14 protein-coding genes are annotated in these 13,148 nt (G+C 66.6%); 9 read left to right on the top strand and 5 right to left on the bottom strand.

Annotation, left to right across the window (positions count from 1 at the left end; genetic code table 11):
• Positions 1–24: 24 nt before the first annotated feature.
• From NS283_RS01225 to NS283_RS01200, 6 genes are all read left to right on the top strand, one after another.
• The gene (locus NS283_RS01225) at positions 25–1,512 is read left to right on the top strand and encodes an amino acid permease (RefSeq protein WP_058595059.1); all 1,488 of its coding nucleotides are present in this window, start codon (positions 25–27) and stop codon (positions 1,510–1,512) included.
• A gap of 159 nt (positions 1,513–1,671) precedes the next feature.
• Entirely contained in the window at positions 1,672–2,715 is a 1,044-nt protein-coding gene (locus NS283_RS01220) for an efflux RND transporter periplasmic adaptor subunit (RefSeq protein ID WP_058595058.1), read from the top strand.
• Positions 2,712–3,521: an ABC transporter ATP-binding protein gene (locus NS283_RS01215; RefSeq protein ID WP_058595057.1), complete on the top strand. Its 810-nt coding sequence runs from the start codon at positions 2,712–2,714 to the stop codon at positions 3,519–3,521. The genes NS283_RS01220 and NS283_RS01215 overlap by 4 nt, the downstream gene beginning before the upstream one ends.
• Complete coding sequence (locus NS283_RS01210) at positions 3,521–4,813, top strand: ABC transporter permease (protein ID WP_058595056.1); 1,293 nt, start codon at positions 3,521–3,523, stop codon at positions 4,811–4,813. The genes NS283_RS01215 and NS283_RS01210 overlap by 1 nt, the downstream gene beginning before the upstream one ends.
• A 138-nt stretch (positions 4,814–4,951) precedes the next feature.
• The gene (locus NS283_RS01205; RefSeq protein WP_058595106.1) at positions 4,952–5,695 is read left to right on the top strand and encodes an ABC transporter ATP-binding protein; all 744 of its coding nucleotides are present in this window, start codon (positions 4,952–4,954) and stop codon (positions 5,693–5,695) included.
• Positions 5,677–7,263 carry a hypothetical protein gene (locus tag NS283_RS01200; RefSeq protein ID WP_058595055.1) on the top strand — a complete coding sequence of 529 codons (1,587 nt, stop codon included), beginning with the start codon at positions 5,677–5,679 and terminating at the stop codon, positions 7,261–7,263. Before NS283_RS01205 ends, NS283_RS01200 begins: the two co-directional genes overlap by 19 nt.
• Before the next feature lie 60 nt (positions 7,264–7,323).
• Here the strand turns inward: NS283_RS01200 and NS283_RS01195 are convergent, their stop codons facing one another.
• Positions 7,324–8,010 carry a TetR/AcrR family transcriptional regulator gene (locus NS283_RS01195; RefSeq protein ID WP_058595054.1) on the bottom strand — a complete coding sequence of 229 codons (687 nt, stop codon included), beginning with the start codon at positions 8,008–8,010 and terminating at the stop codon, positions 7,324–7,326.
• A 41-nt stretch (positions 8,011–8,051) separates the two neighbouring features.
• On the opposite strand from NS283_RS01195, the gene NS283_RS01190 reads away from it, so the two are divergent.
• Positions 8,052–9,146 (top strand): oxygenase MpaB family protein, encoded by a 1,095-nt coding sequence (locus NS283_RS01190; RefSeq protein ID WP_058595053.1) that lies wholly within the window; start codon positions 8,052–8,054, stop codon positions 9,144–9,146.
• 57 nt (positions 9,147–9,203) lie between these two features.
• Here the strand turns inward: NS283_RS01190 and NS283_RS01185 are convergent, their stop codons facing one another.
• Positions 9,204–9,959: an alpha/beta fold hydrolase gene (locus NS283_RS01185; protein WP_058595052.1), complete on the bottom strand. Its 756-nt coding sequence runs from the start codon at positions 9,957–9,959 to the stop codon at positions 9,204–9,206.
• 112 nt (positions 9,960–10,071) lie between these two features.
• On the opposite strand from NS283_RS01185, the gene NS283_RS01180 reads away from it, so the two are divergent.
• Positions 10,072–10,509 carry a VOC family protein gene (locus NS283_RS01180; protein ID WP_058595051.1) on the top strand — a complete coding sequence of 146 codons (438 nt, stop codon included), beginning with the start codon at positions 10,072–10,074 and terminating at the stop codon, positions 10,507–10,509.
• A gap of 204 nt (positions 10,510–10,713) precedes the next feature.
• Positions 10,714–11,010 (top strand): helix-turn-helix domain-containing protein, encoded by a 297-nt coding sequence (locus NS283_RS18520; RefSeq protein ID WP_153003246.1) that lies wholly within the window; start codon positions 10,714–10,716, stop codon positions 11,008–11,010.
• 144 nt (positions 11,011–11,154) lie between these two features.
• Here NS283_RS18520 and NS283_RS01175 read toward each other — a convergent pair whose 3' ends face one another.
• The 3 genes from NS283_RS01175 to NS283_RS18270 are packed head-to-tail and all read right to left on the bottom strand — an operon-like array spanning position 11,155 to position 12,834.
• Positions 11,155–11,403 (bottom strand): hypothetical protein, encoded by a 249-nt coding sequence (locus NS283_RS01175; RefSeq protein ID WP_058595050.1) that lies wholly within the window; start codon positions 11,401–11,403, stop codon positions 11,155–11,157.
• Positions 11,403–12,275 (bottom strand): nucleotidyltransferase domain-containing protein, encoded by an 873-nt coding sequence (locus NS283_RS18515; protein ID WP_153003245.1) that lies wholly within the window; start codon positions 12,273–12,275, stop codon positions 11,403–11,405. The genes NS283_RS01175 and NS283_RS18515 overlap by 1 nt, the downstream gene beginning before the upstream one ends.
• 1 nt (position 12,276) lies before the next feature.
• Entirely contained in the window at positions 12,277–12,834 is a 558-nt protein-coding gene (locus NS283_RS18270) for an SLATT domain-containing protein (RefSeq protein ID WP_153003244.1), read from the bottom strand.
• Positions 12,835–13,148: the final 314 nt, after the last annotated feature.

The following is a 13,148-nucleotide window of genomic DNA, read 5'->3' as shown; positions in this document are numbered from 1 at the left end:
GAGCGCCCGTTAGGAGAGTTGCGCGTGAGCCTATTCCGCACGAAGTCGGTCGAGCAGTCGATCGCCGACACCGACGAGCCGGAGTTCCGGCTGAAGAAGTCCCTCAGCGCCGTCGACCTCACCGTCTTCGGGGTAGGCGTGGTGATCGGCGCCGGTATCTTCACCCTCACCGGGCGCGCGGCGCACGACGTCGCCGGTCCCGCCGTCGTGATCAGCTTCGTCATCGCGGCGATCGCCTGCGGCCTCGCGGCGATGTGCTACGCCGAGTTCGCGTCCACGGTGCCCGTCTCGGGCTCGGCTTACACGTTCTCCTACGCCTCGCTGGGCGAGCTCTTCGCCTGGATCATCGGGTGGGACCTGATCCTCGAGATGTTCCTCGGCGCGAGCGTCGTCGCGCAGGGCTGGAGCGCCTATCTCTCGGCTTTCCTGCAGCAGCTCGGCGTCGTCCTGCCTGCGGGCATCAGTTCGGGGGGCGTCGTCGACGTCCCGGCCATCCTCCTGGTGCTCGTCTTGGGCGGCCTGATGACGATCGGCATCAAGGAATCGCTGCGGGTGAATCTCGTCCTCGTCGCGGTGAAGTTGTTCATCGTGCTGTTCGTCATCATCGCGGGCATCATGTTCATCGCCCCGGCGAACTACGACCCGTTCATCCCGGCATCCGTCCCGACCGAGTCGACCTCGGGCCTGACCCAGCCTCTGCTGCAATTCCTCTCCGGATTGCAGCCGGCGACGTTCGGCGTCGGCGGCATCCTCGCGGGTGCGGCCCTCGTCTTCTTCGCCTACATTGGCTTCGATGTCGTCGCGACGACCGCCGAAGAGACGAAGAAGCCGCAGCGCGACCTCCCGATCGGCATCATCGCCTCGCTCGTCATCTGCACGATCCTCTACTGCGCGGTCGCGATCGTCGTGACGGGAATGGTCCCGTACGACCAGCTCAACCCGAAGGCCGCGCTGGCCGAGGCCTTCGCCTTCCACGGCCAGACCTGGATGGCCACAGTCATCGCCGCGGGCGCCGTCGCGGGCCTCACCACCGTCGTGCTCACGCTGCTCATCGGAGCCACGCGCATCATCTTCGCCATGTCGCGCGACCGACTCCTGCCGGGCGCTCTGGCGAAGGTGCACCCCCGCTTCCGCACCCCGTGGGTCATCTCGATCATCGTCACCGCGGTGGTGGCGGTCGTGGCCGGCCTCACGCCGGTCGGCATCCTCGAGGAGATGGTCAACATCGGCACCCTCTCGGCCTTCGTGCTCGTCTCGATCGGCGTGGTGGTGCTGCGCCGGACGCGGCCCGACCTCAAGCGCGGATTCCGCGTCCCGCTGAGCCCGGTGCTTCCGATCCTGTCGGCGGCGATCTGCACCTACCTGATGCTCAATCTCTCGGTCGAGACGTGGTTGCGCTTCCTCATCTGGCTGGCGATCGGCTTCGCGATCTACTTCGCGTACTCGCGCCGGCACGCGCGCGTGGGACTGCAAGACGTCACGCCGCACGTCATCACTCCACCGAAGAACTGATCGGTCCCGGATGCCAGGGCCCCGGCGGACACCGTTCCGCCGGGGCCCTGCTGCCTCGATGAAGCAGACGGCGAGACCACACGCGATACGTGCGCGATATGTCCCTCCCCCTAGGGTGAGAAGCGTCCATCGACGACGATCACCGCTCCGGGGGGTTTCATGGGGATCGCACGCACCTGGGTTTTCCCGATTCTGCGTCTGCTTCTGGTCGCGCTGGTCGCGGCCGCTCTGATCAAGCTGGCGTTCTTCCCGGATCGGCCGGCCGACGCGTCTCCCGCCGAGCCCACGGGCGCGATCGTCGAGCCGCGCGTTCCGGCAGCGCTCGGGACGATCACGAACGACGTCGTCGTCACGGCGGCCGTGGCGGCCGACCCGGCGGTTCCGGTGAAGTCCACCGCCGGTGGGGTCGTCAACAGGATCTTCATCACGCAGGGGTCGGCGGTCAACCAGGGCGACGTCATCTTCAACGTCAAGGTCCCGATCGAGCGTGATCCTGCCGACAGCGTGGACGAGGAGGGCAAGCCGAAGCCCGCGATCTTCCGCTACGAGGACGTGACGGCGCCCGCGGGCGGAACACTCAGTTCCCTCGCGGTGCTCGAGGGCCAGGACGTCACGGTCGGCATGGCGGCGGGGAACGTCGCTCCCCCGACCTTCTCGGTGACCGGGACGCTCGAGGCCGCGCAGCAGTACCGCCTCCTCAACCGACCCACCGAAGCCTCGGTCGCCATCACCGGCGGACCCGCACCCTTCACGTGCACGAACCTGCGCCTGGTCACGCCTCTCGCGGGAAGCGCCGGCGACGGGGAGTCGACAGCCGGCGGCACCTCCTCCTCGGGCGGCGGCTCCGGGACGACGGTGACGTGCGCCGTCCCCGGCGAGGTCACCGTGTTCGCCGGGCTCGCGGCCGAGATGACCATCGCCGGCGGTAAGGCCGAGAATGTGCTCGTCGTCCCGACCACCGCCGTCCGCGGGGCCGCCCAGAGCGGGACGGTCTGGGTGTCGACGGCCGACGGCGCGACCGAGGAGCGCCCCGTCGCCCTCGGCCTGACGGACGGGACCCAGGTCGAGATCACGCAGGGATTGACCGAGGGCGAAGAGGTGCTCGAGTTCGCCCCCGGCGCGATGGCGGGATCGGGCGCGGGAGACAACTGCACCACGTACCCCGATGGGACGATGTTCTGCGAGTCGGTACCGGCGTCGTGAGCCTCCTCCGACTCGAGGACGTCACCCGCACCGTGATCCCTCCGGATCAGCCCGCCCTGACGATCCTCTCCGGGGTGAACCTCACCATCGAACCGGGCGACCACGTGTCGATCGTCGGCCGCTCCGGCTCGGGGAAGTCCACCCTGCTCAACCTGCTCGGTCTGCTCGACCTTCCCACCAGCGGCGTGATCAGCTTCGACGACCGCCCGGTGAAGAGCTACTCGAGCGCTCGACGCGACCGCTTGCGCGGCGCCTCCATCGGCTTCGTCTTCCAGCAGTTCAACCTGCTCGCGGGACGCACGGCACTCGAGAACGTCACGATGCCGTTGCTCTACTCGTCGGGACGGACGTTCTGGCAGCGCAAGCGGATCGCCGCCGAGATGCTCGAGTTGGTGGGTCTCGGGCACCGGCTGAACAGCATGCCCGACCGCCTGTCCGGCGGAGAGCAGCAGCGCGTCGCGATCGCCCGTTCCCTCGTGCGCGGGCCGCGCCTGATCCTCGCCGACGAGCCCACGGGCGCCCTCGACCTCGACACCGGCCAGAGCGTCATGGAACTGATCGACGACGTCGCCGAACGCACCGGCGCGGCGCAGGTCGTCATCACGCACGACCCGATGATCGCGCGGCGCGCGCGCCGGCACTTCCGCCTGGACCGCGGCATCCTGACGCCCGTCGACGATCCCGCGTTCGAGCCGCTCACACGGCGCGAGATGCGCGAGATGGCACCGGTCGAGCCGAGCGGTGACGCGGCTGAAGACGAAGCCGACGTGCTCGACATGTTCGCCGATGATCGGAGGGAGTCCTGATGCGCGGGCTCACCGGCTTCGTCGGGGCCCTGCTCGAGGCCTGGCAAGAGGTGCGCGTGCACCGCACGCGGGTGCTCCTCTCGCTCATCGGCGTCGCCGTGGCCGTGTGCTCGCTGACCACGGTGGTCGCCCTCGGCGCGATCGTGCAGCAGGCGAACCAGGAGCTCAGCGAACGTCAGGGCGGCAGGCCCGCCACCCTCTACGTCTCGGCGTTCCGTCTGGACGGGGCGATCGACCCGGCGAACATGGATGCCGCGTGGAGCAAGGTCCTCGAGCGCTACGACATCTCCTACGCGTCGCGTGTGCAGAACACCGTCCAGATGGTCCCGTTCGCGACGGGCGCGGTCCAGGTCGGTACGCAGGCCGTCGACCAGCCTTTCGGAGAGATGCACCGCGTCCAGCTGACCGAGGGCTCGTGGTTCTCGCCGACCGACGAACAACAGCTCGCACCGCGGATCATCGTGAACGAGGTCTTCTGGGACCGCATGGGCCGACCGCCGCTCGAGAGCCACCCGGTTGTGGCGCTCGGTGGGGACGGCGTCCCGGGCGCGGCATCCGGAATCCCCGCCGGAGGCACGCTCGCGGTGGTCGTCGGAGTGACTCCCGCCAGCACGTGGGAGACCGAGCCGACGATGATCATGCTCGCGCGGCACGCGGAGGCGATGCAGAAGGCCGCCACCGGTGAACGCGGGTCGGCCGCCGCTGCCGCGGACCCGTACGGCGGCGGCGGAGCACCGCAGAGCCAGTACGAGATGTGGGTGCCGCCCGAGCTCGCAGACGCCCTCACGGCGGCCGTCACGCGCGACCTGCAGGCCGCCCTCGGCGAAGGCACCGAGGTGAACGTGTCGCGGCAGGACTGGGCGCAGTACGGCAACGACCCGTTCCTGGTGACGAAGCTCGTCGTGATCGGGATCGCGGTGCTCGTCCTCCTGCTCGGCGCGCTGGGCCTGGTCAACATCGCCCTGGTCACGGTCAAGCAGCGGGTGCGCGAGATCGGTATCCGACGCAGCTTCGGAGCGACGGCGGGTCGGGTCTTCTTCGCCGTGATGATGGAGAGCGTGGTCGCCACGGTCGTCGCGGGCGCCCTCGGCGTGGTGGCGGCGATCCTGATCGTGCAGTCACCGGCGATGCGCGACCTCGTAGGTCAGGGCATGGTCAGCGACTTCCCGCCCTTCCCCGTGGATGCCGCGATCGTCGGCCTCGTCGCGGCCACCGCGGTGGGGGCCCTGGCGGGACTGCTGCCGGCCCTCGTCGCGGTGCGGGTCAAGGTCATCGATGCGATCCGCTACTGACGTCCGCGCGGGAGCCTCGCCGCGCGGCGGAGCGCCCGATAGGTTCGGAACGTGACCGACTCCTCGAGCGCCGTGCCGCCGCCCTCCGCCCTGCCCGACGGGGTCGCTCCCCCGACCCCCACCGATTCGCTCCCCGCGATGGACATCACGGGCCTCGTGAAGCGGTTCGGCGAGAAGGTCGCCGTTGCCGGTCTCGACCTCCGCGTCCCCGCGGGGTCGTTCTACGGCCTGGTCGGCCCCAACGGTGCCGGGAAGACGACGACGCTGTCGATGGCGACGGGCCTACTGCGTCCCGACGCCGGAACGGTGCACATCCACGGCGTCGACGTGTGGGCGCAGCCGGTGGAGGCCAAGAAGCTCATCGGCAACCTCGCCGACGGAGTCCGGCTCTTCGACCGGCTCACCGGCGAACAGCTCGTGACGTACACGGGCATGATGTTCGGCCTCACGCGCGACGAGGTCGCCACGCGCACGGCCGACCTCCTGCGCATCATGGACCTCACCGAGGCCGCCGGCACCCCCGTCGTGGACTACTCCGCGGGCATGACCAAGAAGGTCGCCCTCGCCTGCGCCCTTGTCCACGCGCCGCGTCTGCTGGTGCTCGACGAGCCCTTCGAGTCGGTGGATCCCGTGTCGGCCGCCAACATCGAGGACATCCTCCGCGGCTACACCGCCTCGGGCGGCACGGTCATCGTGTCGAGTCACTCGATGGACCTCGTGCAGCGCATGTGCGATCACGTCGCCGTCATCGCTCAGGGCCGGCTGCTGGCATCCGGAACCATCGACGAGGTGCGCGCGGGCAAGACCCTGCAGGACCGCTTCGTCGAGCTCGTCGGCGGACGCCACCACGCGGAGGGGCCGCAGTGGTTGCGACAGTCCTGAGGATCCGTTTCCGCGTCCTCGGCAACACCCTCGCGCGCAGCCCGATGCAGTTGGTCGGGTTCATCTTCGGCGTGCTCGGCGCGCTGTGGATGCTGCTGTTCGCCGCGGTCGGGTTGTTCTTCGCCGGCACCCTCGAATTCGACGTCGCTCGATCGATCGTCACCGGGGCGGGAGCCGTGCTGATCCTCGGATGGGTGCTCGGTCCGATCTTCGCGACCGGGGTCGACACGACCCTGGATCCCGCGAAGCTCGCTCCGTTCCCGATGACCACGACGCAGATGATGATCGCGATCACCGCCGGCGGGCTCACCGGCGTCGGCGGCCTCGCGACCGTCGTCGGCAGCCTGCTCACCTTCCTCGTGTGGGTACATGAGCCGGTAGCGGCGATCGCCGCGATCGTGTGCGTCCCGATCGGGGTGCTGATCTGCGTCGTCGCCTCGCGGACCGTCGCCGCCCTGGCATCCGGGATGGGCGGCGGACGCCGCACGAAGGAACTGATCGGGCTTCTCGCATTCGCGCTGGTGATCTTCGCGAGCCCGATCCTCATCGGCATCCTGAACGCGGTGCAGTCCGCCACCGCCCAGGGCCTGCAGCTGCAGTCACTCGTGGGCGCGATCTCCTGGACGCCGATCGGTGCCGCCTGGGCCGTGCCCGGCGACCTCGCGACCGGCTCGTGGCTGACCGCGATCCTGAAGTTCGTGATCGCCCTGGCGACCCTCGGCATGCTGTGGGTGCTGTGGTTCCGCAACCTCTCGGCATCCGTCATCGCCCCGCCTGCCCGGTCGACGGCGAAGCGCAAGACGGGATCGCTCGGCTGGTTCGGCGTCATGCCGTCGAACCCCGTCGGGGCGACCTGGGCCCGCTCGCTCACGTCGTGGACCCGCGATCTGCGCTACATCCGGCAGCTGCTGCTCATCCCGTTCGCACCGATCCTCGTGCTCATCTACTCCCAGTGGGACGTCAGCGGACCGTTCTTCGCCCTCTCGGGCCTGCTGGTCGGGTTCTTCGCGGGGGTGCTCCCCTACTCCGACATCTCGTACGACGGCACGGCTTTCGCGACCGTCATGCAGACCGGCATCCGGGGCCGCGCCGATCGGCTCGGGCGCACACTCGGCGTCGCGAGCATCACGCTCCCGCTCGTCGTGCTCGCCGATCTCGTCACGATCGGGATCTCGGGCCGGTGGGACCTGCTCCCGCCGGTGCTCGGCGCCTCGCTCGGGCTGACCCTCATCGGCTTCGGCATCAGCGCGGTGAGCTCGGCGTTCCTCGTGGTGCCCACCCCGGCCCCGGGCGACTCGCCGTTCAAGCGCGTGCCCGGCTCGTCGTTCTCGATGTTCCTGACGTTCTTCGCGTGCTGGGCCCTCGTGGCCGTGATCGGCCTGCCGACGGTGATCCCCGCCGTGATCGCGACCTTCTCGGGATCGAGCCTCGCGGGATGGATCGCGTTCGTCGTGGGCCCCGTGCTCGGCCTCATCGTGCTCGCGGCCGGAGTGGTGCTCGGCGGAAAACGCTTCGACGTCAACGCGCCGAGCCTGCTCGCGCAGTTGCGGTCGTTCCAGGGGGCGTAAGCGGGGCGGATGCCGTTCGCCCGGCGCCGGCGTTCGACCCAAACGAGCTCGGTACGGACGTCAGGCCGACGAGGGGCCCGCTCCTCGGAGGGCCTGATCGACGACGATTTCGCAGTAGTTCTCCGCGGCGAGCGGGTCCTCGTAGGGCGACGGCGCGAAACCCATCAGGGTTCCGACCAGCGCTGAACCCGTGATCGCCTGCAGCAGCACGTCGGCGTCGCAGTGATCCGACAGTTCTCCTCGCTCGATGGCCGCGAGTACCAGACCGCGGTTGCCGACGTGGATGACCGTGCGCAACCGCTCGAAATACTGGTCGAAGACGGCGGGCTGAGACGTCCGTTCGGCGCTGACGCGCAGCACGAAGCTGCCCTGGTCGGAGAACATCAGTCGCAAGACCGATAGGGCGATCTCGCGAAGGTGATCGCGGATGTCCGTCCCGTCGGTCTGAGCGGGCTCGAGCACGTGAGAGCGGAGAGCCTCGTCCAAAATGTCGTCGGGTGACGCCCACCGACGGTAGATCGCGGGCTTACCCACACCCGACTCCCGGGCGATGGCGTCGAAGGTGAGACCCGCTCGGCCCGACGCCGCATAGACGCGCTGCGCCGCGATCAACACCCTCACGTTGATCTCGGGATCACGAGGGCGGCCGGTTCGCTGTCGAGTCTCCGCCACGCGGTCCACGATACCGAGGGCGGTCTCGACGACGCGTCCGCCGTTGCGGCGTGCGGAAGAACGGTCTACCGTCACTTACGTACGATTTGCGTACGTAAGTGACGAAGGAGTCGACAATGACCACCACCCTCCCTCCCGCCGGCGCGGCGAACGCGCCGTTCGTCCTCACCGAGGAACTTCTGCGGGGCGATGTCTCGAGATGGCGACGGTTCGGCGAGGTCGTGCCGGCGGGAAAGTCCGTCGCGGCCGACGGCTCCGTGGATCACGGGCTGTTCGGTCCGGGGTCCGTCACGTGGAAGGTCGTTCTGCATCCCGCGATCATCGTGTTCGAAAGCCCCGCTCAAGCGGTCCTCCAGTTCCTGTACAAGCCCATCACGGCCGGCATCCGGGATGCCGATCCGATGTCGCGTCGTGCGAGGTCAGGGAAGTTCACGTGGTTCGACTTCTTCGAGCGTTTCCAGCGCAACTCGGGAATGCACGCGCCGATGTGGCTGGGCGACACCGAGACCGCGACCCGAATGGCAACGCATCTGCATCGCATCCACGGTCACGTGCAGGGTCCGGTCATCGACCCGGACGATTCGTCGCTCGGTGGCTACGCCGCGGCCGAATCCCGCGATGCGATGTGGGCCGCGATCACGGAGATGCACGCGATGCTGCTCGCGTACGAGAACCTCGCCTGGCACGGTGACGAACCACCGCGCCCTCTCACACCCGAAGAACGCGACCAGTACGTTGCCGAGATGGCGCCCTACCTTCGACTCGTGGGCGCCGAGGAAGCCGAGATCCCGTACAGCATGGCCGAACTCGACGCACTCTACGAGAAGTACGCGCCCTACTTCGGCCATCGCGAGAGCGTCTTCCGCGATCTCGAGACGGGCGTCAACATGATGGCGCAGTACCGGCAGGTGGCGGAGAAGAACTGGCACCCGAGCCACGCACTCGCCACGGACGTCCTCGCCGAGACCTACAACGATTGGCACGACGTCATGCCGGCGATCCTCCCTGAGAGGCTGCAGCTCGCCGCGGGACGCAGCCCGGAGCAGATCAGCGCATCGGAGCACACGATCCGCGCACGCGAGGGAGACATCCGCGCGATCCAGAGCCCCGAGAACGAGGCGCGGATCATGAAGCTCCTCTGGGGACCGGACGGGGTGGACTTGATCACCAGCGCTCGGCAGTTGGACGAGCGGTTCCGCGCGACGGCGTGAGGATCGGGCGGCGATCGATTCGTGGGCGGGCGCAATCCCGCTTTGGTCGATCGCCGCCTACCGCACGAAGGCCTCCACGCGTTGGACGAACCGTGCGGGATCCACGAGGTGCGGGTAGTGCGTCGGCGGCTGCCACACCTCGTGCACGGTGTGCGGGATCTCCTGCTGCAGCCACGCCGCGTACTCGGGGCCCGCGTCGAGCCCCGTGATCACGAGGTAGGGGACGTCCGCCGGGATCTTCGTCAGCCTGCTGACCAGCTCCGTCAGCTCTTCGGGCGAGTCCTCGAGCAACGGGCGCCACATCCCGAGCACCACGTCTTGCCGCGGAGACCGGATGCCATTCACCCGCGCCAGCTCATCGGCGTCCAGGCCGCCGGCCATCTGCGCGAACATCCCGTGGATGAACAGCGGGAAGTCCTCGCCGCGCAGCATTCCCTCGGCCTGCTGCACCTGTCCCTGCATCCCCGCGAGCTGCAGGGGCTGGTCGACGTTGACGACCGCTCGGGCGGGGAAGAGCGCGCCGTAGGCCGTCGCCACGATGCCGCCCATGGAGTGGCCGACGACCACCGGCAGCTCCGCGGGGATCACGTCGTTCTCGGCGAACTGCGCCAGAGTCTCATGAACGTCGGCCGCGAGCGTCGGGATGTCGTACGGCTCCTCCGCCGCCGACGCGCCATGGCCGCGCAGATCGACCCGGACCACGGTGAAGCTGTCGGTCAGATCGACCGGATCCCAGCTGCGCCGGTCTTCGGTGATGCCGTGCAAGAGGACGAGCAGCGGGCCGGAACCCGACACGTCGTGGGCGAGGATCATGGCTTCTCCCTCGGAGGGTGAGCGGGCTTTTCCTGAGCATATCCGGGTCTTCCCGCGGCGAACGTGGCCGGTCTATCGTGAGGGCAAATCCGCCAGAGAGAAGGATGCCTCGATGTCGACCTCCCTCGTTGTCTACGTCTCGTTCGCCGGCGCCGCCCGCGAGGCGATGACCTTCTACCAGTCGGTGTTCGGCGGCGAGCTTTCGATCCACACGTTCTCGGACTTCGGCATCCCCGACGCCCCGGCCGACGGTGTCATGCACTCCGAGCTCTCGGCCGACGGCTTCACGATCATGGGCGCCGACGGCTTCGAGAAGCCCGCCGAGGGCTGGGGCAAGAGCCGCGTGCACGCCGCCTTCATGAGTGACGAGACCGACCGCGTGCGCGGCTTCTACGACCGCTTCGTCGAGCGGGGCGCCCAGGTCACTCAGCCTCTCGAGAAGCAGGTGTGGGGCGACCTCTATGGCGAGCTCGTCGATCCGTGGGGCGTGGCGTGGATGTTCAACATCGCTGCGCCGGGCGGATGGGCCGAGGGGAACGGCGAAGCCTGAGACGCAAAGGCTGCCAGCCGCGTTCCTCGCAACGAGAAAGACCCCCGCCGGAGCGGGGGTCTTCTTGGCTATCTGGTGGCCCCAGCGGAAGCCCTTTCGATTAATTCGCGGCCACTGTTGACGCTCCAAGAGGCTCTGCACAGGGGCGAGATTGCCAAGGTTCTGCGTGGTTCGGTCCGCCACGCCCCACCAGGGACACGGCGCATGAAGCAGGTCACACCCGCCGTCCGAGACCAACTCGTGGCGGACTACCACGCAGGGCTCGGTATCTATGAGCTCGGACGCAAACACGGACTCCACCGCTACACGATCGCCCAGCACCTTACGGCTGCCGGGGTGGTCATGCGACGAACCATCACAGATGTTGAGCGAACGAAAGCACAGAATCTGTTCTTGTCCGGTGCGACCTACGCGGAGATCGCCCGACAGTTGAAACGAGATCCAGCGACGGTCAAGAAGATGGTTCTGGCTCTTCCGGCCGACCCTTCCCCTCTCGCATGAGACGAGTCTGCTCCATGAAAGCCCAAGCAAGCTTGTCGTAGTCCGGGTGCGGGTTCACGATCGGAGCCACTCGGACGACGTAGCCCTTCTTCCACGCGGGAGTTGGCACGCGGTCCAGCGAGATCTGCCCCAAGACCCGTGCCGTCACCAGCGCGTTGTGAATTCCCAGTGCTTACCGACCCGGTTCGGCAGAGACGGCTCTTTCGCGATCGACGCCTTGACGAAGGCGAGGAGTTCATCATCGTCTTCGAAGAACTCACTCGGTTCGTAGAGGCGGTGCACCTCCCACTGCTGCGTCGGAAGCAGCGTGGAGTAGATCGAGGGCACGAACAGCCAGAGCTCGCGGAGGAGACGGTGACGGTGGAGATGATCGCTGTTTCGAGACCGAGGCACTAATAGTAAGCAGGGAACTTACCGTTCCACAGCAGGTCCCACTCGTCGAAGGCAACGTCGATACGACCGGTCTTGTAAGCCTCCAGTGCCCTAGCCGCCCTCGACGCAGCTGTTTGCAACTTTGATAGAGCATCGCGCCTATTTGCGTCACTCGAGCACGCATCGAAGCGTCCAGCGCCGCCCGTTGGATCATTCATTCCGGCTAGCTGATGGCTGACCAGGCTGTTGAAGAATAGACTAATATCGTATGGCCAGCTTATCGAATCCTGGGTTGACATGTATGCCGCTGCGCGCATTTCCAAATAGAACGAGGATATCGGCACGGAGCGCTCATATTTCCAGGCCTTGACCATTCGCGCCAGGGATTTCGCGCCACCTTTGATCTTCGCGCGATTGTTGATCTCCGAGACGTAGGAGCTATGGGCCTCTGGGGTTGACCACATCCACTCATCGTTCACTCCCGGGATACGAAAGCGCATATCCGAACCGTTCGCCGATTCATTCGGATACGCGGGGATCACCTCGACTCGCTCGTATCCCGCGCCGAACTCCAGCACGACCGCTGGGCGAGAAGTATGGATATAAGTCGATGGGAACCGCTCAAGGAGCGTCTCACGAAAAGACGAAAGTATCGAACTGGAGAATGAGGGCCTACTCTGATTCAATGAAATGAAGTAGTCGACATCACTATACCCGTGTACACCCGTACCGTGAGCGAAGGATCCGCTCTCAAACATTCGATAGAGCTTGTACTTCCCTTCGAGCTTAGCCTTGATCGCAGCACGGTGAGAGGCGGTCGCCGCGCGCTCCGCAGCGGTCGACGTTAACCGACTGATAAATTGACTGAAACCTTCTGCCGCTGTACGAGCCACCCTATTTACCTTCGTCAACTTCGTAAGACTGGCCACCGTCCCTCACGATGGCAACTCTCGCCCGATTCCGGGCAAAGAGGCTGGGGGGATCGGCCGTCTTGTTTACTTCGTTACGTCGCTCCGTGAGACCAGCCAGGCGCTCGCGTGCATCATTTTTGGAAAGATCGGCCAGCTCTATTAGGAGAAATTGCCGCGCATCCGTCTGAATCTCAAGGTAAGCATTCGCAGAAGCCTGAGATTGTGAAACTCTACGAGATGGATTGAGGGTCGTGAGCGCCGCACCGAAACCAGCAGAAATCAATGCCAGCACTCCTGGGACCAGAGTAGCTTCATCCGCGGCAAGTCCAGTCCCACCCGCTATCGCGGCAAATACCGCGGCAGGTAAACCGAATGCAAGATTGAGACCGCGCCACAGTTTCGTCTGTTCGAACTGGCCCTGTGCGCTCCAGAGGACACTCTCATGCAAGCGGTCTATCTCCTGAGCTACAGGAAGAAGATCCTTCGGAATTTCTGCAGGAATCCGCAGATGGACACTGTATGACTTTTTCTTTCTCGCCATTGTGGCCCCTATTATGGATACCGTGAAGCGGGTAGTCAAGACTACACCGAGCCTATCCCTCCCCTACAACGCTGCTCACGGCATTGGATCGTTGTAATCCGGTCAACACCACCGGTACGTCCCACAGAGGTGAGATCACGCTCGATCGGACGTACCGGCGCCAAGGACCCTAACCGCATGCGAACAGATCAACAGGGGTGTGCGCCAGTCGTTCTACACGACAAAAAGCCCACCGGCATGTACCGGTGGGCCTGTCTGATCGGAATGCACCCCTGTTGCGAATGGGAATCATTATCCTTGTGGTGGCCCCAACG

The organism is Microbacterium testaceum (genome assembly GCF_001476285.1).
Taxonomy (GTDB): Bacteria; Actinomycetota; Actinomycetes; order Actinomycetales; family Microbacteriaceae; genus Microbacterium; species Microbacterium testaceum_B.
This window is presented reverse-complemented; position numbering and strand designations above follow the sequence as displayed.